Source organism: Paenibacillus sp. Y660 (assembly GCF_057221575.1).
Map to the genome: position 1 here is coordinate 34,620 of NZ_JBXBBJ010000010.1, position 24,480 is coordinate 59,099.

Below are 24,480 nucleotides of genomic sequence, written 5' to 3' on the forward strand. Positions count from 1 at the left end.
GTATGCCCATATTTAACAGCTCAGGCTGCCGCATTCGATTGCGGCAGCCTTTTTTGCCATCGCGCTCCCTCCCTTCTCACCTTGGCGAAAATGTCGATGTCACAAATTAATCGGCTTCCTCGTTATATGTGCAAATCGCTGCAAGGAGCTGGTTCATATGAAAACATTGACATGCATTGTTGTCGGAGGCGGCTATGCTGGAATCAATACTGTCAAAGCTATACGTGAAGCTTTAGGGGAAAGCGCGCATGCGCAAAACCTCCGCATCATCCTCATCGACAAGCAGCCCTACCATCTGCGCAAAGTATTGCTATTCAAGCCCGCTGCTGCCGAGGCTGACATCACCATGCCGCTGGCGAGCCTATTTAATGAAGGCGTTCAATTTGTTCAAGGTACCGTAACGGCTGTTAAAGGCAAAGAGCAGCAGCTGCTGTACCTAGACGAAGCAGGCAATGAGGCCATCTTGAGCTATGACCTTCTCGTCATGGCGGCAGGCAGCATCGTTAGACAGACCGCTCCCGAGCAAGGCGGCATCGCTTTGACTGGCCTGGAAGCAGCAGCGTTGATCCGTGCAGCTTGGCTCACGAACCTGCGGCAAGCCGCACATGAGACAAATGCGGAAGAGAGGCAGCGATTGCTTACTGTTGCCGTTGCGGGGGCGGGAATTAGCGGCATTGAAACCTCCGCCGAGCTGGCTCATGCCGTCCGTGCAGAAGCCGCAAGGCTCGCCATGGATGCCAATGACGTAAAGATCTACCTGTTGAACGCACAATCTCGGCTATTCCAGGAAGGACCATCCAAGATGGGACGCAAGCTGGAGCATGCTTTAAGAGACCTTGGCGTTACGGTCGTTCACGGGCAGAAGGCTCTGCGCGAGAATGAGGGGCAGCTAGCTATGTCCGGTGGCGATGTGATTCCGGTCGGGCTATGTGTATGGGCGCTTGGACTGCAGCCGAACCCGATGCTTCGCAGCATGGGCCTGCCGATTACTGAGGAGGGCCAGATTATTGTGGATGCTTCCTACCGCGTGGCGGGTGCGCCAGGCGTATACAGCATCGGAGATTGCGCGCGGATCGTAGATCGGGCCAGCGGCCAAGCGGATCGAATGACATGCAAGGAAGCGTCCGCTCAAGCTGCAAGGCTAGGCAAAATCATACTCGCAGATTTGGAAGGAAAGCCTGCTCCCGCACATAAGAGCTATATGGATGTTTATTGTATTGGACTGGGGCCTGAGCAAGGCATGGTATGGACTAGACAATGGGGACTGGATATTATTTTGACTGGAAAGCTAGGCTGGAAAATCCGAAAATTCACTTGGGATATAGCGAGTCTGTTAAAATAGGGGTATCGGCAAGCTAAAGGGAAAGGAGTGGGCGCTATGATAGAAGATCTCTATGAAAAGCATAAAGGGCTATTGTTCCGGCTTGCCTACCAGCTGACTGGATCAGCCGCCGATGCGGAGGATATCGTGCAGGACGTGTTCGTGAAGGCGCATGGCGCCGGTCTCGATCAAATGGCGCATCCGAAAGCGTACCTGTGCAAAATGACGACCAACCGCTGCCTCGATATGCTCAGATCCGCCCGCAAAAGGCGAGAGCTCTATATCGGGCCATGGCTTCCGGAGCCCATTCCGACCCCAAGCGAGGATATGCTCGAATTAGTCGTACACAGAGACTTGCTGTCGTATGCCATTCTCGTGCTGCTGGAGCGGCTGTCTCCGGCAGAGCGGGCAGTGTTTGTTCTGCGCGAAGCTCTCTGCTTTGAATACGCCGATATTGCCGGGCTGGTTGGCAAAAGCGAAGCGAATTGCCGCAAGCTGATCAGCCGGGCTAGAGGGAAAATGGGAATAGCCGATGATGTGTCCGTGCCTGTCGAAGAGGCTTCCGAGGAGTGGATAGGCCGGTTCCTCACCGCGCTCGAGCAGGGCAATGTAGGCGCCGTTATTTCATTGCTCTCGGAGGATGTTGTGCTCCTATCCGACGGAGGCGGCAAAGTACTCGCCGCTATTCATCCCATCACCACGCGCGAGCGCGTTGCCCGGTTCCTATTCGGCTTAATTCGCAAAGCCGCTCAAGACGAAATGGACTTCCAAGTGGAGGTTGTCTCCTTAAATGGCCAAACTGGCTTTGCGATCCGTACGGGAGGACAAATCGATACAATCGGGCTCCTGCATATCGAGCAGGAAGCCATTCGCCATATTTACTTCGTTAGAAATCCGGATAAGCTGACGTATATCAAGCCGAATACAGATAGCCCTAATCATTAGGAAAGCGTCTCCCGAAACTTCCCCGGCGGGAGCCCTTTCCATTTCTTGAAAGCATTCTGGAAGGCGCTTGGTTCTGAGAATTGAAGCAGATAGGCGATTTCGGCAACGGTAATCATAGGATTCATCAAATATCGCACAGCAAGCCAAGCAACCAAGACTTGAATAGAAAAATAGCGGTACAGGAAAAGCCCCCTGTACCGCTATTTTTTCACTTCCAACATTCCATTCAAAGCGAGCTATCTTCCCAGCTAGCATACTGCTTTTGGGACAGCCCCTGATTTATTATCGATTACCATAATGATACTGGTTTTGTGGAAAGTACTGTTGTTGATGCTGGGGCATGACATTCGGTTGGTTAGCCGCGTTGGGATGTACCGTGTTGGGATGTACCGTGTTGGGATGTACTGTGTTGGGATGTACCATATTAGGAAGCGGCATGTTGGGCAGCGGCATATTGCTCTGCTGCTTATTGCTCTGCTTCTTATGTGCTGCTTCTACCTGTGCTCCTGCCACACATTCATCTGTAGGCCCAATAATGATCGTTTGATTATTTAGCGGCTTAAGCGTTTCCCTCAATAATTCAGGATCCAAGCAATACGTATGGGCAAGAACTTCTATTGGCGTTTTGGTAAGAATATCTGAACCGAAAATATACTCTGGATATGGAGCATCAAAAATAGCGAGCAAGTGAGTATCATCGATTAGCGCCACTTCCCAATGCCACCAGCCCTGCGGAATATTGGCCACTTGTCCTGGCGTGATCGTAATATTGGTGAGTTGGTTGTTAAAAGGATTGATTAAGGTAACCGTCGCTTTTCCCGAAATACAATAAACGAGTTCTGCTGCATTTTGATGATAATGCGGTTCAACGACACGTCCTTTACTCAAATAAATATCAAGCATAGAAACGTTGCCCAGCGTATTTAGGTTATCACGGCCCAAACGGTTAATAAAATTTTCATTGTTTCTAGTCATTAAACGGTTCTGATTGATATCAAAAAAATACTGTAGACCTGGTTTCGTATACTCCACGTAAGGATCAGTCAATTGTAACAACTCCAATTCCATCGTAATCAATACTTTATGGTATGCGATGGAAGCTGATGCGTGACAGATGACCATTTTTTATGTCCTATTCCGTGTGAAATTCACTCTAATGAGACTGCTCAACCTTGGCATAGGCCTCACGATCAACAAACAGATGTGAGTTCGAATGAAGCTGAAGAACGCTCGCAGGCAGCGTGTTCACGACTGGTCCTTTGACGGCTTCAAACACAGCATCCGCCTTTTTCGATCCGTTCGCAATCAATGTCGCGTTTTTCGCGTCTAGAATATGCTTGATCCCAAGTGTAATCCCTTTCGACAACACACGCTGTTCTTTAAAATATTTTTGTCCGACCGTGCTGGTCACAGCGTCCAGCTCCGATACATGGGAGTATGACTCAAAGGATACACCTGGCTCATTAAATCCAAGATGCCCGTTCACTCCTATACCTAGCAATATGTAGTCGAGGCCCCCATGCTGCTTAATGACCGCATCGATTTTGTCACACTCGGCTTGAAGGTCTTCTTCCTTGGCATTGAACGCATGCATCTGCGAATCTTGAATGCCTGCCGGGCTATAAAATTGATTGTAGAGGAAATGAATGCAGCTGCCTTCATCCTCGCGGCCAAGCCCTGCCCATTCATCGAGTCCGACGAAGGTAGCTTTGCTAAAGTCCACTCGTTTGTCCTTTGCCGCTTGCACAAGCAATCGAAATATTTCTCTTGGCGTATCGCCGCCGGGGAAGCAGAGGAGGGAATCCGGCTTAGCATGGACGGCTTGGATAATCTGTTCGGCAGCCTGCTGAGACATTTCCTCGTAATCTTTGGACACAACAATATTCATGTTTCATCCGCTCCTTATCCGCTTTAAAATGAAGCAAAAAGTGATTAATTCACTTCTTGCAGCTTTTGAAAAGCAAAGGCGACAGCGCCGAGCCCGCCAGCATCCGTTCCAAGAACCGCCAGCTCGATATCCGCATGATTAGGCGTAAAGTTTAATACGTTCTTTTTAATTTCGCCCATAACGATAGGCATCGATTCCGAAACTCCGCCGCCAATGATGATCTTCTCGGGATTGATTAAGCTGCATACATTGGCGATGGCAACCGATACTTGTCGGATAAATTTTTCAATAATAGCTGCTGCTTTAGGATCCTGGTTGGCGTACTGCTTAAACAGCTCTTCAGGAGCAATCCCATGCCTCGAGAGACCTGTGCCGGAGTTCTTATTCTCGAACGTCCCGAACTGTCCAGGCTGATTGGTTAATCCGTTCTCGACATCTTCCATGTCTATGAAATATCCGATCTCGCCCGAGGAGAAGTTATGCCCTTCGAGCAGCTGCCCGTTATAAATAATGGCCGAGCCAACCCCCGTACCAAAGGCGATAAAGAACATATTTTGGGACATGACCCCTGATCCTAGCCACCGCTCCCCAAGTGCTGCGCACCGAACATCGTTATTGATAAATACAGGGAAGCTGAATTGCTGCTGCATGATGTCCTTCAGCGGTACATTCTGCCACCCTAAAGCCGGGGCATCAATCACTTCACCCGTTGTCGTGTTCGTCATCCCAGGGACACCGACGCCCATTGCAATGATTAATTGCTGATTCACGCCTGATTTTAAAATCGCCTGATTAATGGTAGCTATAATTTCATCGATATCTGCTATCGTCTTAATCTTTTCTTTAAATACGACTTCTCCATCCAAATCCGTAATGACGATAAAAATCTTCGTTCCTCCAATGTCCACCCCAACGCCGTATGCCGATTTTGGGTTAAAGCCGAGTTGAATGCCTCGACGTCCACCCTCTTTTGTGGAGCTGCCAAAGCCTTTTTCAATCACGACTTCTTTATTTAATAGATCATCGACGATAGCTGATACAGTAGAACGTGCAATACCTAGTTTTTTCGAAATTTCAGCTCTGCTGATGGGCTGCTCGGCACGAATCAGCTGCACGACCTGCAGAAAATTAGAGCTCATTGTTAGTTGGGAAATTGTATTGTTATCCATATGACATTCCTTTCAAATACAGGCTTGTTTGTTCGTGTAAAAAACAAACTACTTTTCAATGATAATGCAAACGATTTCATATTTCAACCTCGTTTTTGATATAGATTTCGCGGGGGGAGGGGTATGCAGATTAGGCGTTGAATATAAAAAAAGCCCGCAACGGCCTATGTTGTAAGCGCCATTCGAGCTTGATTTATCTACGGGTCATCTTCATTTGCACCATGAAGATTTATATTTTTTTAACAAACTCGGATTTTAGTTTCATAGCTCCAAAGGTATCGATTTTGCAATCAATATCATGATCGCCATCAATTAATCGGATATTTTTTACTTTCGTGCCTATTTTGAGAACCAATGAGCTGCCCTTTACTTTAAGGTCTTTAATGACGGTTACCGAGTCACCATCGTTCAAAATATTTCCGTTGGCATCTTTAACGATCTTTTTGTCTTCATTATTTTCACTTTCTGCTTGCAAGCTCCACTCATGGCTGCATTCCGGGCATATCAAGAGACTTCCGTCCTCGTACGTATATTCGGAGCCACATTCCGGGCAATTGGGTAAGCTAGACATGATCTCATGTCCTCCATTCATTATTGTTCATTTATAATTCAGTCACAAGTATATCACTTGTGGTCGACTCCGTCCTGCTTCCGTCCCTGTGTCTGACCCGCTAATCCAAAGAAAAACAGGTCAATCAGCTGATCCAGGCTCCGATTGATAGGCTCTTGATTCGCCGTATCCCAGTACCGCCCCAGCTCATTTTTGTACATCGTGAAGTACAGCATAGCCGTTTCTTCTGACTGGTCTCTATGAATATACCCTTCCTGCTTCCCCATCGCGACAAACTTCATAAAAAACGGCATAACTTTCCGTTCGTTATAGCTTTCCATCATTTGCGCCAATCCACTGAGCTCTGTAGACGGAGCTTTCGAAAACTCATCGGTTAACACTTTTAAATTTTTGGCCTCCGAGAGCATGATCTTCTTTGTTTTCTCCGGAAAGGAGAGCGCTGAACCCAAAATATTCTCGTACTTCTCCAGCTGCTTGTCCATCCAATCCAAAAGCATATCGGAATATAGCTGCTCTTTCGTTCCAAAGTAGTTATAAATGGTAGCAGGCGAGACATTCGCCATTTGAGCGATCTCATTTACGCTGACCTTCTGAAATCCGTGCTTGAAAAATAGCTGCAAGGAGACGCTGTATATTTGCTCGATTTTTCTCTGTTTCCTTCGCTCGTAGCCGTTCATTTTCTCCACCTCACTTGAAGTGTAGCTTAAGTTTTAGAGTAACTCAACAAGATCAGTATAAATCTATTGAAAACGCCTTTTCGAGAAGTTATAATGATTTTGTAGTTAATTGATACATTAAGTACAAAACTTTAGTTTCACAGAAATTGATCTTCGCACACATTAATGGTTATGGGGAGTGTAATGAAATGAATCCGATTCGAATTCCTTCGTTCTTGCATGATGTGTTTGGCGAGAAACAGCGTTTGGGTTCCATTCTAGCCATCCTGTTTTTTGGCGCTCTGCTGACTGCTGCAATTTATGTGAGCTTCCCTGAGCTTACGGACCATTTGCCGCTGTGGCGCAGCGCCCTGGCATTGTTATTGATGTTCGATATTTTCTCCGGCTGTCTCGCAAATTTCACGGCTTCAACCAGCAATTTCTACGCGGCACGGGCAAAGAATCGCATCGTGTTTATAGCGATACATGTTCATATCGTGCTTGTTGCCCTTTTATTAGATGTCGATGTTTGGTATTCAATCATGGTGTGGGCTTATACCATTATAGGAGCATTTGTCGTGAACGCTCTTATCGGCAGCCCATCACAGCTATTTGCTGCAGGCCTGCTTACTTCTGTAGGCGTTGGCTGTTTACCTTTGCTTCCTGACATTCAGCCCTATATGTTGATCACTTGTATGTTGTTTATGCTGAAGGTGCTGTTCAGCTTCGCTGTTGATCATTATGGCAAAGCCATAAACAACAAACATGAAGCAGCATGAGCATTTCTACGCACAACGTATCCAGGCTGACAAGGGCAGACAAACCTTTATTCGTAGCACTCATGAGCCGTGCTTTTGCCCATGATCCCTTATTTCTGCATCTATTTGGCGATTTAGAAGTAGATCACAAGGCTAGAGGCAGCGTGAAGGCATTTGTTTCCTTTATGTTTGATAAAAGCTTTTTGCTGAATGAAGAGGTATGGGGTTATTTTGAAGAAAAACGATTGCTTGGGGCCTACGTGGTAGAGAAGCCGCATACCAGCAAGCTTCAGCCTATCAAAGGCTTGGGACTAATCTGGCGGCTGATTCCTTTATTTTTTCAATTGTCCGGCAAAACGCTGCATCTCCTTAATTCCTATATGCGAGTGACTAGGTCCGTCGCTCCATCCGTGACGCATCACTACCTCATCATGATTGGCGTTGAGCCCCAGGCTCAGGGCAAAGGAATCGGCAAAGAACTGCTGTCTCATCTGCTGAGCGCGGTAGATACGGATAAGAAATCGCAGGGTATTGCGCTGGATACGGAAAACAAACAAAATATAGATTTGTATCGAAGGTTTGGATTTATTTTAAGCAGCGAAACGCAAATTAGCGATTTACCTGTGTATGGCATGTTCTATTTGAAAAAATAGCATGATTCCAAACGACGAAAAACAGGGTATCCGGCTAGGTACCCTGTTCGAGCTTGTCGAACTTCTGAACGAGGACATTTATCATATATGTATGAAGAACGATATGAAACCCCAGCCTATTAGGCAATATCATATCTTGGTTACTTTTCTTTTAGTTACTATATAATATTTCAGCTCTTACGAAAGACTATGTTTTCAGCTATACTTTCACTTGAACGAAGTGAGATAAGACGAACCACATCCCTATATGCGACAAAACCTTCAAGCCGGATTAATCAATCACTAAGGAGGACTTATTTCAATCATGAGAACAATTAAATTAGGAACCAGCACATTAGAGGTGCCTGTCGTTGCTGTCGGCTGTATGCGAATTAATTCGCTGGACAAGACCGAGGCTGAGCAATTTGTTCAAACCGCGCTGGACGAAGGGGCGAACTTCTTCGATCATGCGGACATATACGGCGGGGGAGCTTGCGAGGAAATATTTGCGGATGCCATCCACATGAATGAGAGCATTCGCGAGAAAATCATCCTGCAATCCAAATGCGGCATCCGTCAAGGAATGTTCGACTTTTCCAAAGAGCATATTTTAGATTCTGTAGACAAAATTTTGAAACGACTTAGAACCGACTATTTGGATATTCTGCTTTTGCATCGTCCGGATACGCTGGTAGAACCGGAAGAGGTAGCAGAAGCGTTCGATCTTCTTGAAAGCTCAGGCAAAGTGCGCCATTTCGGCGTTTCCAATCAAACTCCGATGCAGATCCAGCTGCTGAAGAAATCGGTGAAGCAGCCGCTTGTTGCAAACCAGCTGCAGCTCAGCATCACCAATGCCAACATGATTTCAAACGGCTTTAACGTAAATATGGAAAATGACTCTGCTATTAACCGCGATGGCAACATTCTCGATTATTGCAGACTGAACGACATTACGATTCAGCCATGGTCGCCATTCCAATACGGATTTTTTGAGGGCGTATTCCTCGGAAACGACAAGTTCCCGGAATTGAATCAACAAATCGATGAAATTGCAAGCAAATATGAAGTTAGCAACACTACAATTGCTATCGCTTGGCTCTTGCGCCATCCCGCGAACATGCAGCCAGTCATCGGCACGATGAATATCGACCGGTTAAAGGATTGCATCAAGGCAAGCGATGTGCATCTGACACGCGAAGAATGGTATGCGATCTTCCGCGCGGCTGGCAATGTGCTGCCTTAACACAAAAAAATGGTTGGACCGGATGCAAGATGCATTCGGACCAACCATTTCACTTTTCTGCTTATTACGCTTTATTGGAAGAACCAAACTCGCGCATTTTGCCTGCAACTGTTGCTTTGATTGCGTCACGGCCTGGTGCCAAAAATTTACGTGGATCGTATACTTCTGAATCAGAAGTCAAGATTTCACGAGCAACTTTTGTAAATGAGATTTGGTTTTCTGTGTTTACGTTGATTTTTGCAGTTCCTAGCGAGATTGATCTCTTAATATCAGCTGTAGGAATGCCTGTACCACCGTGCAATACCAATGGAAGCTTAATTGTTTGGCAAATTTCTTCCATTTCTTTGAAGCCTAGGTTTGGCTCGCCTTTGTAAGGTCCGTGAACGGAACCAAGTGCTGGAGCAAGGCAGTCAATACCAGTAAGCTCAACTAGCTGTTTACACTCTTGTGGATCTGCATAGATAACGCCATCAGCGATAACATCATCCTCTTGTCCGCCAACTGTTCCAAGCTCAGCTTCAACGGAAACGCCGCGCTCATGCGCGTATGCAACGACTTGTTGCGTCGTTTTTACGTTTTCTTCGAATGGGGAGTGGGAAGCATCTATCATAACAGAAGTGAATCCTGCATCAATGGCTGCTTTACATTTTTCGAAGCTCGAACCGTGATCAAGGTGAATAGCAACCGGAACCGTGATTTTCATTTCTTCGATAAGAGATTTCACGATTGCAGTTACAACTGTGAAGCCTCCCATGTAACGAGCCGCACCTTCAGAAACGCCAAGAATAACTGGTGATTGCTCTTCTTGAGCAGCACCCAAGATTGCTTGTGTCCACTCCAGGTTGTTGATGTTGAATTGACCAACAGCGTAACCTTCTTTTAAACCTTTGTTCAACATGTCTTTCATCGAAACCAATGCCATTTTTAAATCCTCCTTCAAAATAATTGCAAGTTAATGACTAGACCTTTCAATCATACCCAATTCATCTGCAATTTAAAATTGCGTTCATAAGCTGCAGTTGTATTGGCACGAACGGAATGGGTTTGGCCTCGTTCACGTTCCTCTTATAAGTCGTCTACATTTTATCACAAATTTCATTATAAGACACCTATAGCAGGCTGATTACTTTTTGTCACTTCTTCGATTATATCATATTCATAACCCTATTATGGCCTCCGCTTTATTTGCTATTCCATTCAAAGTCAACTTATCTATTCTTTTTTCTGAGCAGCCCTAACTCCTCTAGGTTGAATTTTTTCTGTTTTACCTTCTATTTTTCAAGTTTTTTGTCGAACTATAACTTTCGTTAGATTCCTTTTTCGAATTTCACTATCCTAAGGAATGCAAAGGCCGATGGTTCAATACGATCTATTAAAGGGGCGAGCTTAATGTTAGTACTAGGAAGAAAACCAGGAGAATACATCGTCAACGCTCAAGCGATGCTCGCACAAGCCAACCAACAGCCGCAAGGCGTATTGCAGTTGCTCCGTTAATCGGAACAATGAGAAAGGAGACTCTAGGCACTCTAGAGTCTCCTTCTTTTTATTCTTTACTAGAGAATCAACATATGGAACACTACTGATTCATAGGGTTATCAACTTTCTTAAGTTCAACTGCAATATTCTGAACCCCGCCTTCTTCGGCTACCGTGAAATCGGCACTCACTGAATGTGGTTTTCCGGAAGCATCTCGATATCCAATGATTCGATACTGCCCAGATGGCGCATAGAGATTAAATTGGTTACCTATCACTTCTACATGGACAAGTATAGATGTTTGGGCATTATACAGCGTAATGGAGCCGCCTTCTATTGGAACCGAGTCACCGGTTAACCTGCCACTGACATTTAGTTCAGGCAATTTCAGATTATCGGGTGTCGTCATCTCGCCCTGAACCGTAATCGAAAAACTTTGCGATAAAATATATGCTTTACCCTTCACGTTTACGTTAACAATCTGATATTTCCCATTCGGTACGTCCAAGTTTATTTCGCCAGCAGTCCATTGCGTATAGGTTTCTGGGCTTTCGGGCTTATCCTGGGAACGAAGATTCATGTTACCTTCTTCAATTCGGCGCCCCTTGGCATCTGATAAGGTAAATAAAGGAAGTGTATCACGTTTTCCTTGTATAACCAGCCAGCTGTTTATATTTTGCTGAACGCTCAATTCATAAGGCGTATAGCCGTGTTCATTCATTTTATAAGGATCAGCACCGGCTCTTAGCAGAGATTGAACAATGCTATAGTTCTGAGCGCGGACTGCTCGATACAGGGAGTTGTCGATTCCTGGATCTGCTCCATGCTTCAGCAACGTATCAACAATAGCAGGGGAAGGATATAGATTCCTTGAGGGAGTTCCCTCCGATGAAATTCCGATAATACCTGAGGCTGACTCTAGCAGCGTTCCGGTTCTATCCTTTTGATTGGGATCTAGACCCGCCGTAAGCAGCAGATCCAGCAATTCGGCATTCTGATGCAGAATCACCGTAGAGCCTAAATCCTGACCGTTCCCCTTCATTTGGGCTCCGCCATTTATCAAGGCGCGAGCAGCTTCTGTTCTGTTATTAATAATTGCGTAGTCTAATGGCGTATTATCTAAGTATTCAATGATTAATTTACCGTTCGGATCGGCCCCTCGCTTAAGCAGGTTTGCAATGGCGATTGCATCGCCCTTTCTCGCTGCCTCGAACAAGCTCCGCTGCAGAGCCTTCCTAGCATCATCGGTCAATCCGAAAATTAATTGGTTGTTTGTAGAATCGTACTTCACGTCCTTGCCGAGTACAATTCCGATGAACCGCGCCGGTACATAGATACGCCCATCCCTTATAATTGGCGGCTGTGTTAATCGAAGCTCCCGATTCCCAATGTAAATTCTGGATTGATCTACTTCTGCTTTGAACGAAGTACCCCCATGATTTACCGTAATACGCTTCTTCTCAAATTTCGAACTGATATTCAGCGCATCAAATATATTTTTTGCATGCAGCATTTTGCTTCCTTTAACTTCAATCGGCTTAACAGAAAGCTTAATCTCGTCACCATCAACAATCACCTTAATGGGCGTCTTCCCAGCAGCTATGGCTGAGGCACCAAAATCGATCAACGAGAAGGACATCAATACTATCATTAGCAATAAAACATTTCTATTAAACCTTATCATTTTTCTACCCCTCCCTACTTTTACCATTATATCATCCCAATTAATTTTACCCATAAATTATCTAATCCAGAAGCTGCAGCTCCCTTACTTTGGAGATCGCTTGTACTCTTCTCTTTACTTGCAGCTTGATGAGCGCCTGTCTTTAAAAGCGCTAATGCTTGAACATATGCTGTAGAAGCTTTAGCCTTTCTTCCTGCTTTCAGGTTAAGCCGCGCCAATTGTTCCATTTCCGCCTGATCGGTTATAAACTCGCTGCCCAAATTAAGATGATGGACGACCTCAAACAGATGATCTTCCGTTTCTTCCGAATGAAAAAAATGAACCATTAATAGACCGATTTTTAAAAGGAAGCCCGCCCGTCTGTAAGCATCGATGGGATTGATTAATAAGCTGGAATGTCTGTCGACCCGATTGGAGCTGAATGAGAATATTGTCGAGATTTACATTTTGCCGGATTAAACCTTTTAGATGCTGCTTCTGCTAATTCCAATGAGAATGAAGTAGAAAAATAGAGGCAACTTTATTATAACTAAGCTTCAATATCAAAAAAAAAGACAGAACCCGTGGTCCCGTCTTTCTGTGATCGGTTTAAACGATTTCCTTATTAAGGATAGATTGAAAATGAGTTATCCATCGTTATCCGCGCGCCGCGGCGTCGGCATAGAAAATAACCGTAAAGAAATGTACCGCTTCGGAACCTGAATTGCGATACCAATGCGGCCTGTTCGCATGGAAATGAACAGCGCTGCCCGCCGGCACCTCGTAGGATTCCTCGTCGTGCATAAGCTCCAGTACACCCTGATGAACGAAAATATATTCCTCTACACCGTCGTTATGCGGCTCGGAGCCGTGCACGCAGCCCGGTTCGATTGTGACCATGTAGGACTCGAGCTTCGTTCGCAAGCTATATGGGAACATCGGGTAAGCGCGGTAAGCACCGTCGTCTTCCGAGAACAGCTCCAGATTGCCGGGCGTCGCTACCGTCACCTCCGAATCCACGTCTTCGATAAGTGTCGTAAATGAGATTCCAAGCCCGTTGACGATGCGCCACAGCACCGAGATTGTCGGATTCGAATCCCCGCGTTCAATCTGGCCGATCATTGCCTTGCTCACACCGGTCATTTCGGCCATGTTATCCAGGCTTAAACCGCGCGATTTCCGAATGGCCAGCAGATTTTTTCCGACCTTTTTGTGAATCTGTTCCATCTCTCGCAGCCTCTCTCTAAACCGTCATCCAGCCAAAGTTAAGCGTATTATAACAGATTCGAACTTATCTCGCTATAAGTCGACTTTTCTTTGAGATTAGAGAGCATATCGTCGGTCATCCGATCCAAATCGTAATCAGCACGGAAATCCCATTCTTCGCGCGCAGCCGATGCGTCTATTGCATCCGGCCAACCGTCGGCGATAGATTGCCGCAGAGGGTCAATGTCGTAATCCAGCTCGAAGGCTGGCAGATGCCTGCGGATGCTGGCTGCAATCCCTTCGGGATCAACACTCATTGCCGTCACGTTAAAGGCGTTTCGATGCTTAAGCCGGGATGCATCCGCCTCCATCAGCTTAATCACCGCATTGATTGCATCTGGCATATACATGAGGTCTAGGAAAGTCCCTTTATCGATATACGAAGTGAAGCGGCCGGTCTTCACCGCGCTTACGTACATGTCGACCGCATAATCGGTCGTCCCGCCTCCCGGAGGAGCGGCGTGGGAGATCAGTCCGGGAAAGCGAAGCCCCCTCGTATCCACCTTATATTTGTGGAAATAGTAATCGCACAGCAGCTCGCCGGCCACTTTGTTGATGCCGTACATCGTCGCAGGGCGCTGCATCGTATCTTGCGGCGTACCGAATCTCGGCGTCTCCATGCCGAAGGCCGCGATTGAGCTCGGCGTGAATAGCCGGCAATTAAGCTCTCTTGCCGCCTCCAGCGCGTTCAGCAGCCCTCCCATATTCAACTGCCACGCATGCATCGGCAATGCTTCTGCCGTCGCGGACAGCAAAGCCGCTAGATGGATAACCGTATCGGCCTGATGCGATTTCACCGTATTGTAAAAGGCCTTGCCATCGGTTACGTCCAAAGTCTGGAACGGTCCGGACTGCGCCGCTTCACTGGAACACTCCCGGATGTCCGTCGTCATTACCGCATCATGGCCATAGATCTGACGCAGCCGAACCGCTAATTCGCTGCCAATCTGTCCAAACGCGCCGGTAATAAGAATACGCCTCATATCGTTTCCTCCTAAAGAATGATGCCGAACTCGCGGCCCGCCGATTCATATATAGACAACGCACGGTCCAACATTTCTTTCGTATGATCGGCAGTAGGCATATTGCGAATGCGTCCCGCTCCCTTTGGTACGGTCGGGAATACGACTGCTTTGGCGTATACGCCTTCTTCATACAGCTTCGCGCTGAAGCGCTGGGTCAGCTGCTCGTCGCCGATCATGCAAGGCGTGATTGGCGTCACCGTATGGCCAACGGTAAACCTAAGCTTCTTCAGGCCATTTTGCAAATATACCGCGTTGTTCCAAAGCTTCTCCTGCAGCTCTTTGCTGTCTTGGATAATACCGATCGCCGCAATGCATGCCGCAATCGTGCCCGGCGGCTGCGACGTTGAGAAGAGGAATGGACGGCTGCGCGCTTTAAGCCAATCGACGACTTCCTGCGTTCCCGCCACGTAACCGCCTACCACTCCAACTGCTTTCGACAAGGTGCCGATTTGAAAATCGATGTGGTCGGAAAGACCGAAATGCTTCACGGTACCCGCTCCGCCGCCGAGCACTCCCGTACCATGCGCATCGTCCACGTAGGTGATCAGATCGTAGGCTTCTGCAATCTTTACGATTTCAGGCAGGTTCGCAATATCGCCATCCATTGAGAACACGCCATCCGTAATGACCATAATTTTATCAAATACACCCGACTCCCTTGCTTCCTGTGCCTTGCTCCGCAAATCGTTCATATCGGAATGACCGTACCGGATTACCTTCGCTTTCGTTAACCGGCAGCCGTCAATAATGGAAGCGTGGTTGAGCTCATCTGACAGAATGGCATCCCCTGCGCCCATGATCGCTGAAATCGCTGCCATATTGCAGTTGAAGCCAGACTGATAAGCAACAGCAGCTTCAGTTCCCTTAAACGCGGCCAGCTTTTCCTCCAGTTCGTCATGCAGCGATAATGTCCCGTTAATCGTCCGTACGGCTCCGCTTCCGACCCCGTACTGTATCGTGGCCTTGACCGCAGCGTCCACCAATCTCCCGTCAGTCGCAAGTCCCAAATAATTGTTGGACGAGAGATTCACAAGCTCCTTGCCTTTCAACTGAATAATGGGACCGTTCGGGCCTTCCAGCGTGTCGATTGTCGGATATAACCCTTGGTGATGAAGCACGTCAAGTTCCTGACGTAAAACTGAAGATAATCTTTGGTTTCTCATCCGTATTCCACCTCGTAAAAGTTTAGGTTTAAGTTTATATTATGCCGTTGTCATCATAGTGTACAAAAGTACACGATAGTGTATGTATGTTATAATATAAAAAAAATACGCTATAGCGCAATACGTAATTGACAAGATTTTCAGATTTTTATTCGCTGGTTGTCCTTAACGTAAAAAAAGCCCCTGCCGAGGCAATGGCAGGGGTATCTAAGGTATTGTATTTCAGACTGGCTGATTAATGCGTGATATCATCAGCGATCGGCGTTTCCATTATTCCCTTAACCTCTTTGAGGTCATGGGTCTTGCCTAGCACCCACATCAGCTTCGGTACAATCGCTTCTGTATTCATATCCTTTGACGAAATAATCTGTTCTTTGGCAACTTTTCGCCCAACTTCATAAAGCGTCAGATCGCCGCCCTCTTTCAGACATTGTGTCGTAATGACTACAGCGACTCCAGCTTCTACAAGCTCAATGATTTTCGGAAGCAGACTCCGCCCTTCGGTAGGAACCCCGCCTAAACCAAAGCCTTCGACAATGACGCCTTTATAGTGCTGCTTTAGATAGTCGAAGAGCTCGGGCTTCGTGCCTGGGTGCAGCTTTAACAAAAAAACATCCGGACATAGCGATGTGTCCAGCTGTATCTCTTTATTGGGCACAGGTGAAACAGATGCATGGTACTTGATTTCATCGCCTTCAAAGACAGCAACATATGGATGATTAATACTTTCGAAGGCATCGTAGCTTCGCGTTTTCACTTTCACCGCTCTTGTCCCGTTAATCACCTTGCCATCAAAAACAACAAACACGCCACCAATGTCCTCACACGCAAACTGGGCGGCGTTACGCATATTATCGATGGCATCCGTATGCGCATTGTGGATAGGAACCTGCGAGCCTGTAATAACAACTGGTTTACTTATATTCTGCAGCATATAGGAAAGCGCCGCCGATGTATAACTCATCGTATCCGTTCCGTGTGTAATAACAAATCCATCGTAGTCGTAATAATGGTTATACACAGCTTTCGCGATGATGACCCAAGATTCAGGCTGCATGTTGGTGCTGTCTATATCCATAAGCACTTTATTGTCGACCTTATACATGTGATTTTGTTCTGGCAAATAGCTGATCAAATCATCAGCGGTCATCCCCGGAGCCAATCCATCCTCTCCATGCACAGAAGCGATGGTTCCACCTGTAGCTAGCAACAGTATCTTTTTCATAAAATATTCCTTTCAAGTAGCTTCAGTTTCCTGAAGCCTCTGATTCTGCTACCTTTTTTACATTTTCCAAAAAATTAACAACTACCTTCTCATTTGCAAATATCATAAATAATTTCGCATACCACTTCAATGCGTTATTAGTTGCTGTGTATCTAAGCTTGGTTCTCTGATCATTTACTCGCTGCAATTCATATAAAGCTGTAATCTCAAAGCAGTTTGCCAGCGTGAATCCAATCTTCACTTTCTTATCGCTTGGATGATTTGAATATTCTAAAGTATGGACATCATATTCCTCGATGCGTTTGCCTTGTTTATACTTTTGACGATATATACTGCCGACAACCTCCTTAGTAAGGCTGACTGGTTTATTCTCCACCACTTGAGGAATAATTTTTTGCATCTGCTCTAACGAACCATCTAGATACGACCACACCTGTTCAATGGGAGCGTTTATCTCGATTTCTCTGGTCCATTGCTTCATTTTAATAGCCCCCTTCTTTAATATCCTTTTTATCTATTCTACATGATTGCTGAAAAATTGTAGAATACAACATTACAATCGCGCCTTCTGTTATTAGCATTTAATCGGCATGTGTATTTTTACTTCCTATCATGGAATATTATCTCAAGAAGACCTATTGTTGAAAAGGGGTTTGATGTATGGATGCAGGTTTATGGTTGGAGTATGGCTGGGTTTTATTCGTGTTGATTGCACTTGAGGGGATCCTCGCAGCCGATAATGCATTGGTCATTTCGATTATGGTCAAGCACTTACCGCCAGTAGAAAGAAAAAAAGCACTCTTTTACGGTCTCGCGGGAGCTTTCTTGTTTCGGTTCGGATCATTATTTATTATTTCATATTTGGCAGATGTATGGTACGTGCAGGCCATCGGTGCCGTTTACCTCATATTTATATCGCTAAACCATATATTAAAGCGTTTGTTCGCCAAGCAAAAGGAGCATAAGAAAAGAACGGAGAAGAAGCCGGAAAATTTCTGGGTGACGGTCTTGAAGGTGGAGTTGGCTGACTTGGCATTCGCAATTGATGCCATATTGGCTGCGGTGGCTTTGGCCGTCGCATTGCCGCCAACCGGCTTGCCTCAGATCGGCGGGCTTGACGGAGGACAATTTCTCCTCATTCTCGCAGGGGGCATAATAGGTCTGGTCATCATGCGTTTTGCCGCATCCTACTTCGGCAAGTTACTTACGAAGAAGCCTGGCCTTGAAACGGCTGCGTTTATGATTGTAGGCTGGGTAGGCGTGAAGCTGGCCGTCTATACGCTCTCTCATCCCGACGTCGGGGTACTGTCTGAATATTTCCCGAAGAGCGGAATCTGGAAAACGATATTCTGGAGCGTCATGATCGCTATCGCAGTTGGCGGCTGGTTCCTCTCCAAGGAACAGAAACCATCCGAATCAGACTTATGAAATCCATCCATGCTCTTGCGCTTTTTCAGTCGCTTGCTGCCTGGTCTCTACCCCCAGCTTTTGAATGGCAATAGACAAATAATTCCGAACGGTTCCATCCGTTAGAAATAATTGCTTAGCGATTTCCCTGGTCGACAGTCCCAGCTTAGACAAGCGCAATACAGCCGTTTCCCGTTCGGTCAGCGGGTTTTCTTCCTTCAGGAAAAGAACCGCTTCCAGGTCAGTGCTAATCACTCGCTCACCAGCCATTACCTTGCGTATGGAATGGATTAAAAACTCAATCGGTTCATCTTTTAACAAGTAGCCCTCTACCTTTACATCCATTGCTTTTTGCAAAAAACCGGGGCGTGCAAATGTCGTTACGATGATGATTTTCGAGGAACGTCCTTCTTGCCTGAGTCTCTCTGCAATTTCAAGTCCGGAAAGGAACGGGATCTCGATGTCGAGCAAGCACACGTCCGGCCCATATTGCGCAATAGCCTCCCATGCCGCCAGTCCATTCTCTGCTTCCGCTACAACTTCAATGTCCTCCTCCATGGATAACAAAGCCGATAACGTCCCACGAAGCAATTTTTGATCTTCTGCAATGACTACACGTATCACCTTGCTACCCCCTTCCGCTGCTCGTTAGTGGAACCTTAAACGTTATGACCGTTCCTTTGCCTTGACTTGCCGATATATGAATATCTCCCTGCAGCATAGCCATTCTTTCCTTCATCGACTGCAAACCGTTCCCTTCACCCTGCCTCAGGCTGCCATTCCCGTTATCGCTCACTTGAATACAGTAATATTCAGACTCTATGTATGGTGTAATCGTACACTGATTGGCTTCGCTATGTTTAATAATATTGGTAATCGCTTCTCTAACAGAAAGTGCAACCATCGTTTCGGCAACGTTGGATAAGGGGTTCATTGACCCATCATCCTTCGCAACCAATGCAATGCCGGCCTTTTGTAAAATAGCTTTGGATAGTTCCATTTCCTTCTTTAGAGAAACAAATTTCATGTCGGTGACAAGCTCCCTCACCTGCTTTAACGCATACCTCGAAGTGTCCAAAATATCCTGCAGCTCATGCTTCGCCTTGTCCGGGTTATTTTCCACCAATCGCATCGTTAGCTCGCTTTTCAGCTTTATCATGGTTAGCGTCTGACCAAGCGTGTCATGAAGATCCCTGGCAATCCGGTTTCGTTCCTCCTCTTGAATATACCTTTCAAGCTGGGCATTGGCGATAGCGAGCTTTTCTTTCAAAATTTTCGACTTTTCTCTCGAATAAACAACGATCGGCGTTGCCACCTGAGCAATCATAATGGGAAAATACATCGTTGTAAAAACAGCAAATGGACTGCCCTCATTTATCCAACCGTATAGAACAAACATAGCTGCGATTCCTGCCATGCCCATGATCATAATCGTCTTCCGATTGGCTCTTCCAAGCAAATCAGCAAACACAAATCCGTACATCAGCAGCCAAATGTCGACGTTAATGGCAAGTGCCACAAGCAGTGCGCACCCAAAGAGACTGGCCATGAGCAGACGCCAGTCCCGATACCACAATCCTGCATAATGGGAAACGAGCAACAACGGGAAGAGTATAGCCTTCAAGGCTAGATTGACGGAGCCATTTTCGATAAAGACTTGATAAATTAAAAAGGAAACCGCAAAAGCATCAATAATAAGGTATTTTTCGATCTGATCTGCGGGATACCATTTTTTTAGCATCTTTCATAGACACCTTATCCGTTTATCAATCAGACTATGATTTTCCTATGAGACCTGAAGTGAATCTTCGCGCTGATTCCATAGGACCGTACTTGAATCGCTTCAGCCATATGGAAGCAAAAATGATTTGAATAGAACAAATCGACATCCAAATCAATACAATGGTTACCGAATTCACCTTGCCGCCTAAACCGAAGCCCCATCCATAAAAAATGACAGAAGAAATGACATTCTGCATCACATAGCAGCTGAGTGACATTTTGCCTACCTGTTCAAGCTTGTTCCACAGCCATAGCCTCTCATTTGCTTCTACCAGCTTAGCGATTAACCCGATATATCCGAGAGATAGAATTGGCGCAAATAAATAGCGTACTGGCAAATCAAAGTAGCCGCCGGGTACAAAAATAAGCAAATTAAGCGGAATGCCCACGCATAGTCCGATGTAGAGAAGCTTCTTCCGTTTCTTCTTACCACTCTCCTCAGAAGCAAAAAATCCAGACCTCATCATTCGTATGCCTAGCAGGAATAGAAAAATGTTCATGGGGATTACAAAAAATGCCTCTAACCGCAGCGCGAAAAAATGAGTTAGCCGGAAAGCTGCCTGATGAAGCCAGCTGCCATCCTTATATAATAACACCGTTTCTTTCATATCGCCTAAGGACATATGAGCGCCGATTGCGCCGAGATAGATTCCTAAACACAGAATTAGCAGCATAATAGCCCCATGCACGCCGCCGATGATCATCATCGCTCTGCGAATGGCGCGGTCTCCGCCTTTTATAATAAAAGCAGCAAGGATTGCCGTGGTCCCATAGCTCATCAAAATATCATATTCCATCACAAGAGTGAAATGGATAAATCCCTCTGCCATAAGAATAATCGACGTCCATATATATACCCCAGGCCATGCGTTCCCCCTTCTTAATGCCTGCTGGTACTTCATCTCGAGTCCAATCCCGAACATAATCGTGAGCAAGCCAAGCAGCTTTCCATTTACCAAGAACAGGACAAAAACTCTTACAAATTCATGGAAGGATGTCCACCACTCCATACCGTTAAACGTGAATACATAATTCAAGTCCCCCATATGAGCAAAGATCCAAATATTCGTTCCAAGTGTCCCCAAAATAGCAAAGCCTCGTAAAATATCCAACAAACGCAATCTGCCGACATTCTCTTTCATAACGTCCATCATCCCTTCCGCTCTGTTCTTATCTTTATTTTAGCTCTGAAAGGAAACAGGAGATATTCACAGCAGTCAGCCTTTTCATATGACAGTGTCATATGAATACGACATTTAAGGAAAAAAAGGACCTAAATTATAATAAAAAGAAGGCTGCCCCACAAATAAACTGGGGACAGCCTCTTCATGTAATTTGACTTATTCCAACATAGAAACGACTTGAGCGGCTTCAGCGCGAGTGGCGTTTCCATCCGGAACGAAATGGTTATTTCCGCGTCCGTTGATCAATCCAAGCTTAAACGCTTCTTGAATATAAGGAACAGCCCACTTGTCAATTTCTGCATGGTCCGCAAACGTAGTCGTCACTGCAGAAGAATCTATTTTTATTCCTTTTGAGTACATATATGCTTTCATCAGTATTACCGTCATCTCTTGCCGTGTAATGCTAGCTTCGGGTGCAAACGTTGTTGCTGTTTTCCCGCTAACAATTCCTGCTTTCTCTGCGGCGGCAACAGCTTCCGCATACCATTTTCCGGCTGCAACATCTTTAAATGAAGAAGGTCCATCAGCCTTCAAATTCAATTTGCGGACGAGGTATGCTGTGAATTCAGCACGAGAAATCTTTTTCTCAGGTGAAAATGTAGCGTCCGTTGTTCCGTTAATAACGTGATTAGCTGTTAATTTGCTAATAGCTTTAGCAGCCCAATAATTCGCAGCTACGTCTTTGAACTCCTTCTGGAATTCAAGAACCGCGTAGGTACTGAAGTGACTAACTTCTGCAATAATGTAGCCATCGTCCGTTAATTGGCCACCGATGTATTCTAATTGCCCGTCACTACCCATATAATATACGCCAACCAAATCTGTTTTCGCACCTTCAGCTAATTTGAATTTTAACGTTATCGGCTTGTCGAATGCGCTTAGTTTTGATTCCTTGCCATCCTTTGTTGCGATCGCAAGAGTGAACTCATAAACTTCTCCAGCAGCTTTTAATGTAGTGTTGTTCAGCTTCGCTTGGGAGTCATTCAGATTCTTATTGGCGTCTTCGCTAGATTTCTTCTCAAAAGAGAAAGAGATCTTTGCATCTTTCAATTGATCGGCTGGTATCAGATTTTTCAGCTGATCAATAAGCGTGTTAGGGATTTCTGCGGATAATTCGTTATTTGAGACTTTTACTGTGTTTCCAGTCAAAGCCGCAGCCGCAGCCGGCAACAGTACTTGATCATTGTTATTTTCAACAGTAATCGACACTTCACCATTAGCTGGTTTCAGCTCTTCCGGTTTCAATTCTTTTACAGTAGCTGATGATGGTTGCGGTGTCGGTTCTATTGTAATTGGTGGTAGTCCTATTGTTGATGCTGGTGGCGCTGTTGTTGTCGGTGGTTCTGTTGCTGTTGCTGTTGCTGTTGGTGTTAGTGTCGGTGTTGCTTTCTTGATCCAACGATCAATGCAAATCATCCAATAAGATAGTTTTATCCGCCACCCGAGGACATCTTTAAACCATCTTCACAGCTTATAGCGTCATATTTCCATACAGCTATTTAATAATCTTACCCTGATCTATATATATTCTGATTGTTTGTTCTGACCAGCTTTGCAATTCCACTAACATTTCATCAACACTCGTTTTATTTTGGTTCACTAGCTTCAATAGTTCATCAGCTTTCATATAAAATTCAGCCCAAAATTCGACTGGAATGTTGCTCTGATCTACAATATCAAGTTTAGGCTTTAACTTATACAATGAAGAAATATCATGACCATTAAAGGTTTCTAATGTCCTCGCAGGGAGACCCAGGAGCTGTCTAGATCTTATTTTACTTATTTCTGATCCGTTTAAATATTTGAATACCTGCATAACCATTTCTTTATTTTCTGTACTATTATTAACGGCGAAAATTTCGTTAAAACTCATCCCGCTTGCTTGATTAGGATTAGATGTAGAGATAGGTTCTGAAACCAATCCCCATTCAATGTCGGTCTGCTTCAGCTGAGTCATGAAATTAGGGCTCCTATATGCAATCGCCGCCTTGCCTGATAAGAATATATCTCCATTAACTAATTCGTTTCGAGACATTTCCAGCTTATTGTCGTCACTATTAACTTGATATATTACTCCATCTTTAAATGGTTTTGTTGCAAATTCAAAAGTAGATTTCCATTCTTTTGTATTTAAACTAATTTCTAATTTTTTTGCTTGCATTATAGAAAGATTGGAGGCTCGGCCCACAACATTAAATATAAAATCGGACTCGCTCAACCAAGGATCTAAACCATATATGTCTCTTGATTCAGAAAATCCAGAAGAAAGCTGCAAAACCTCTTGCCATGTCATGCCATCTCTCGGATAATCTATTCCTTTGTCCTCAAATAACTTTTTATTATAGAAGAGTGCCCTTGAGTTCAAAAAAGGAGCTAGTCCGTATAAGTTCCCATTCCCTATTTCCTTCAATGATTCCACTATAATGGGATTTATCTCCGAGAATTTAAAATCCTCATCAGACTCTAAATCTAACGTAGCAAGTTTTCCGTCTTCAATCAGTTTGCTAAATAAACTCAAATTATCAATAACCATTATATCAGGTTGTTTTTGGTTTATAAGCTCCTCTGTTTCATTAATATTCAATCCTTTTGTTGGTAACACCACAATATTCAAACCAGGAAACTGAGATCGAATATAATCACCATAAAATTGAAAGAACGAAGATTCATCAAAATATAAAACTGTAATAATGATATCTTCAATATTTTTTTTTGGTTCATTTTTATTACTACATGCAATTAACAAACAAAAGCAAGAAATCAAAACCACAATATTAACTAATATTCGCTTCACAATCACTGCCTCCAATATAGTTGATTCTAATCGGGTAGTAACATACAATGCCCGTTTCATATTCCCTTCACTTTTTACAAGAAATCTTATTTCCATTGTCGCATCAAAACCAGGAACCATCCCTTTTTTGCGTATATTTTGAACTTTTAAATCATCCAAGTAAAAAAGAATCTCGTTATATTCATTTAAACTTTTAAATAATCTATAGTTGAATAAACTCAAAACAAAATCATTCCAGCTAGATATTTTTGTTATTGCTGAAAATGAAAACTTTTCATAATCTTACAATTATAGCAGTTTAGAGATATAAAT

The 24,480-nt window shown here is 44.9% G+C and carries 25 protein-coding genes; 6 read left to right on the forward strand and 19 right to left on the reverse strand.

The window, feature by feature from the left end; all coding sequences use genetic code 11:
- Positions 1–157 precede the first annotated feature (157 nt).
- Together AC2TDN_RS13535 and AC2TDN_RS13540 are read left to right on the forward strand one after the other, a co-directional pair.
- Positions 158–1,342 carry an NAD(P)/FAD-dependent oxidoreductase gene (locus AC2TDN_RS13535; protein ID WP_484688354.1) on the forward strand — a complete coding sequence of 395 codons (1,185 nt, stop codon included), beginning with the start codon at positions 158–160 and terminating at the stop codon, positions 1,340–1,342.
- A 39-nt stretch (positions 1,343–1,381) separates the two neighbouring features.
- The gene (locus AC2TDN_RS13540; RefSeq protein WP_484688455.1) at positions 1,382–2,266 is read left to right on the forward strand and encodes an RNA polymerase sigma-70 factor; all 885 of its coding nucleotides are present in this window, start codon (positions 1,382–1,384) and stop codon (positions 2,264–2,266) included.
- On the opposite strand, the gene AC2TDN_RS13545 is transcribed toward AC2TDN_RS13540, so the two are convergent.
- From AC2TDN_RS13545 to AC2TDN_RS13570, 6 genes are all read right to left on the reverse strand, one after another.
- Complete coding sequence (locus AC2TDN_RS13545) at positions 2,263–2,421, reverse strand: helix-turn-helix domain-containing protein (protein WP_482066163.1); 159 nt, start codon at positions 2,419–2,421, stop codon at positions 2,263–2,265. The two genes, AC2TDN_RS13540 and AC2TDN_RS13545, sit on opposite strands and share 4 nt — an antisense overlap.
- 127 nt (positions 2,422–2,548) lie before the next feature.
- Complete coding sequence (locus AC2TDN_RS13550; protein WP_484688355.1) at positions 2,549–3,313, reverse strand: cupin domain-containing protein; 765 nt, start codon at positions 3,311–3,313, stop codon at positions 2,549–2,551.
- 106 nt (positions 3,314–3,419) lie between these two features.
- Positions 3,420–4,154: a glucosamine-6-phosphate deaminase gene (locus AC2TDN_RS13555; RefSeq protein ID WP_484688356.1), complete on the reverse strand. Its 735-nt coding sequence runs from the start codon at positions 4,152–4,154 to the stop codon at positions 3,420–3,422.
- A gap of 44 nt (positions 4,155–4,198) precedes the next feature.
- A complete protein-coding gene (locus tag AC2TDN_RS13560; RefSeq protein ID WP_484688357.1) occupies positions 4,199–5,323 on the reverse strand; it encodes an ROK family transcriptional regulator in 1,125 nt (374 codons plus the stop codon).
- Positions 5,324–5,552: 229 nt separating this feature from the next.
- On the reverse strand, positions 5,553–5,894 hold the full coding sequence (locus AC2TDN_RS13565) for a zinc ribbon domain-containing protein YjdM (RefSeq protein ID WP_484688358.1): 342 nt from the start codon (positions 5,892–5,894) through the stop codon (positions 5,553–5,555).
- Positions 5,895–5,947: 53 nt separating this feature from the next.
- Entirely contained in the window at positions 5,948–6,571 is a 624-nt protein-coding gene (locus AC2TDN_RS13570; protein ID WP_484688359.1) for a TetR/AcrR family transcriptional regulator, read from the reverse strand.
- Positions 6,572–6,759: 188 nt separating this feature from the next.
- Between AC2TDN_RS13570 and AC2TDN_RS13575 the strand changes: the two genes are divergently transcribed.
- The 3 genes from AC2TDN_RS13575 to AC2TDN_RS13585 all read left to right on the forward strand — a co-directional run bounded on the left by AC2TDN_RS13575 (position 6,760) and on the right by AC2TDN_RS13585 (position 9,183).
- On the forward strand, positions 6,760–7,329 hold the full coding sequence (locus AC2TDN_RS13575) for a hypothetical protein (protein ID WP_484688360.1): 570 nt from the start codon (positions 6,760–6,762) through the stop codon (positions 7,327–7,329).
- On the forward strand, positions 7,326–7,961 hold the full coding sequence (locus tag AC2TDN_RS13580; protein ID WP_484688361.1) for a GNAT family N-acetyltransferase: 636 nt from the start codon (positions 7,326–7,328) through the stop codon (positions 7,959–7,961). Before AC2TDN_RS13575 ends, AC2TDN_RS13580 begins: the two co-directional genes overlap by 4 nt.
- A 304-nt stretch (positions 7,962–8,265) precedes the next feature.
- Entirely contained in the window at positions 8,266–9,183 is a 918-nt protein-coding gene (locus AC2TDN_RS13585; RefSeq protein ID WP_484688362.1) for an aldo/keto reductase, read from the forward strand.
- 64 nt (positions 9,184–9,247) lie between these two features.
- On the opposite strand, the gene AC2TDN_RS13590 is transcribed toward AC2TDN_RS13585, so the two are convergent.
- From AC2TDN_RS13590 to AC2TDN_RS13625, 8 genes are all read right to left on the reverse strand, one after another.
- The gene (locus AC2TDN_RS13590; RefSeq protein ID WP_482066172.1) at positions 9,248–10,105 is read right to left on the reverse strand and encodes a class II fructose-bisphosphate aldolase; all 858 of its coding nucleotides are present in this window, start codon (positions 10,103–10,105) and stop codon (positions 9,248–9,250) included.
- Positions 10,106–10,759: 654 nt separating this feature from the next.
- A complete protein-coding gene (locus AC2TDN_RS13595) occupies positions 10,760–12,397 on the reverse strand; it encodes a stalk domain-containing protein (protein WP_484688363.1) in 1,638 nt (545 codons plus the stop codon).
- A complete protein-coding gene (locus AC2TDN_RS13600) occupies positions 12,370–12,669 on the reverse strand; it encodes a hypothetical protein (protein WP_482066174.1) in 300 nt (99 codons plus the stop codon). Before AC2TDN_RS13600 ends, AC2TDN_RS13595 begins: the two co-directional genes overlap by 28 nt.
- A 310-nt stretch (positions 12,670–12,979) precedes the next feature.
- The gene (locus tag AC2TDN_RS13605; RefSeq protein WP_482066175.1) at positions 12,980–13,549 is read right to left on the reverse strand and encodes a helix-turn-helix domain-containing protein; all 570 of its coding nucleotides are present in this window, start codon (positions 13,547–13,549) and stop codon (positions 12,980–12,982) included.
- Between the two features lie 47 nt (positions 13,550–13,596).
- Positions 13,597–14,571, reverse strand: coding sequence for an NAD-dependent epimerase/dehydratase family protein (locus tag AC2TDN_RS13610; protein ID WP_484688364.1), 975 nt, complete (start codon positions 14,569–14,571; stop codon positions 13,597–13,599).
- Between the two features lie 11 nt (positions 14,572–14,582).
- A complete protein-coding gene (locus tag AC2TDN_RS13615; RefSeq protein ID WP_484688365.1) occupies positions 14,583–15,776 on the reverse strand; it encodes a glycine C-acetyltransferase in 1,194 nt (397 codons plus the stop codon).
- Positions 15,777–16,011: 235 nt separating this feature from the next.
- A complete protein-coding gene (locus tag AC2TDN_RS13620; RefSeq protein WP_484688366.1) occupies positions 16,012–17,001 on the reverse strand; it encodes an asparaginase in 990 nt (329 codons plus the stop codon).
- A 22-nt stretch (positions 17,002–17,023) separates the two neighbouring features.
- Positions 17,024–17,482, reverse strand: a complete 459-nt coding sequence (locus AC2TDN_RS13625) for an SRPBCC family protein (RefSeq protein ID WP_484688367.1) — start codon at positions 17,480–17,482, stop codon at positions 17,024–17,026.
- A 179-nt stretch (positions 17,483–17,661) separates the two neighbouring features.
- Between AC2TDN_RS13625 and AC2TDN_RS13630 the strand changes: the two genes are divergently transcribed.
- The gene (locus AC2TDN_RS13630) at positions 17,662–18,429 is read left to right on the forward strand and encodes a TerC family protein (RefSeq protein WP_484688368.1); all 768 of its coding nucleotides are present in this window, start codon (positions 17,662–17,664) and stop codon (positions 18,427–18,429) included.
- Here AC2TDN_RS13630 and AC2TDN_RS13635 read toward each other — a convergent pair.
- The 5 genes from AC2TDN_RS13635 to AC2TDN_RS13655 all read right to left on the reverse strand — a co-directional run bounded on the left by AC2TDN_RS13635 (position 18,424) and on the right by AC2TDN_RS13655 (position 24,327).
- Positions 18,424–19,032 (reverse strand): response regulator, encoded by a 609-nt coding sequence (locus AC2TDN_RS13635; protein ID WP_484688369.1) that lies wholly within the window; start codon positions 19,030–19,032, stop codon positions 18,424–18,426. The genes AC2TDN_RS13630 and AC2TDN_RS13635 overlap by 6 nt on opposite strands.
- A gap of 4 nt (positions 19,033–19,036) precedes the next feature.
- The gene (locus tag AC2TDN_RS13640) at positions 19,037–20,149 is read right to left on the reverse strand and encodes a sensor histidine kinase (RefSeq protein WP_484688370.1); all 1,113 of its coding nucleotides are present in this window, start codon (positions 20,147–20,149) and stop codon (positions 19,037–19,039) included.
- Between the two features lie 34 nt (positions 20,150–20,183).
- Positions 20,184–21,332 (reverse strand): DUF418 domain-containing protein, encoded by a 1,149-nt coding sequence (locus tag AC2TDN_RS13645; RefSeq protein WP_484688371.1) that lies wholly within the window; start codon positions 21,330–21,332, stop codon positions 20,184–20,186.
- A gap of 198 nt (positions 21,333–21,530) precedes the next feature.
- Positions 21,531–22,790, reverse strand: a complete 1,260-nt coding sequence (locus AC2TDN_RS13650) for an S-layer homology domain-containing protein (protein ID WP_484688372.1) — start codon at positions 22,788–22,790, stop codon at positions 21,531–21,533.
- A gap of 79 nt (positions 22,791–22,869) precedes the next feature.
- On the reverse strand, positions 22,870–24,327 hold the full coding sequence (locus AC2TDN_RS13655; RefSeq protein WP_484688373.1) for an extracellular solute-binding protein: 1,458 nt from the start codon (positions 24,325–24,327) through the stop codon (positions 22,870–22,872).
- Between the last annotated feature and the right edge of the window lie 153 nt (positions 24,328–24,480).

Coding starts and splice junctions, on each gene's coding strand:
- AC2TDN_RS13595 (WP_484688363.1), bottom strand. CDS start 12,397: ATGGGTAAAATTAATTGGGATGATATAATGGTAAAAGTAGGGAGGGGT.
- AC2TDN_RS13585 (WP_484688362.1), top strand. CDS start 8,266: ATGAGAACAATTAAATTAGGAACCAGCACATTAGAGGTGCCTGTCGTT.
- AC2TDN_RS13610 (WP_484688364.1), bottom strand. CDS start 14,571: ATGAGGCGTATTCTTATTACCGGCGCGTTTGGACAGATTGGCAGCGAA.
- AC2TDN_RS13630 (WP_484688368.1), top strand. CDS start 17,662: ATGGATGCAGGTTTATGGTTGGAGTATGGCTGGGTTTTATTCGTGTTG.
- AC2TDN_RS13535 (WP_484688354.1), top strand. CDS start 158: ATGAAAACATTGACATGCATTGTTGTCGGAGGCGGCTATGCTGGAATC.
- AC2TDN_RS13605 (WP_482066175.1), bottom strand. CDS start 13,549: ATGGAACAGATTCACAAAAAGGTCGGAAAAAATCTGCTGGCCATTCGG.
- AC2TDN_RS13590 (WP_482066172.1), bottom strand. CDS start 10,105: ATGGCATTGGTTTCGATGAAAGACATGTTGAACAAAGGTTTAAAAGAA.
- AC2TDN_RS13570 (WP_484688359.1), bottom strand. CDS start 6,571: ATGAACGGCTACGAGCGAAGGAAACAGAGAAAAATCGAGCAAATATAC.
- AC2TDN_RS13560 (WP_484688357.1), bottom strand. CDS start 5,323: ATGGATAACAATACAATTTCCCAACTAACAATGAGCTCTAATTTTCTG.
- AC2TDN_RS13615 (WP_484688365.1), bottom strand. CDS start 15,776: ATGAGAAACCAAAGATTATCTTCAGTTTTACGTCAGGAACTTGACGTG.
- AC2TDN_RS13580 (WP_484688361.1), top strand. CDS start 7,326: ATGAGCATTTCTACGCACAACGTATCCAGGCTGACAAGGGCAGACAAA.
- AC2TDN_RS13650 (WP_484688372.1), bottom strand. CDS start 22,790: ATGATTTGCATTGATCGTTGGATCAAGAAAGCAACACCGACACTAACA.
- AC2TDN_RS13640 (WP_484688370.1), bottom strand. CDS start 20,149: ATGCTAAAAAAATGGTATCCCGCAGATCAGATCGAAAAATACCTTATT.
- AC2TDN_RS13565 (WP_484688358.1), bottom strand. CDS start 5,894: ATGTCTAGCTTACCCAATTGCCCGGAATGTGGCTCCGAATATACGTAC.
- AC2TDN_RS13620 (WP_484688366.1), bottom strand. CDS start 17,001: ATGAAAAAGATACTGTTGCTAGCTACAGGTGGAACCATCGCTTCTGTG.
- AC2TDN_RS13625 (WP_484688367.1), bottom strand. CDS start 17,482: ATGAAGCAATGGACCAGAGAAATCGAGATAAACGCTCCCATTGAACAG.
- AC2TDN_RS13645 (WP_484688371.1), bottom strand. CDS start 21,332: ATGAAAGAGAATGTCGGCAGATTGCGTTTGTTGGATATTTTACGAGGC.
- AC2TDN_RS13555 (WP_484688356.1), bottom strand. CDS start 4,154: ATGAATATTGTTGTGTCCAAAGATTACGAGGAAATGTCTCAGCAGGCT.
- AC2TDN_RS13575 (WP_484688360.1), top strand. CDS start 6,760: ATGAATCCGATTCGAATTCCTTCGTTCTTGCATGATGTGTTTGGCGAG.
- AC2TDN_RS13600 (WP_482066174.1), bottom strand. CDS start 12,669: ATGGTTCATTTTTTTCATTCGGAAGAAACGGAAGATCATCTGTTTGAG.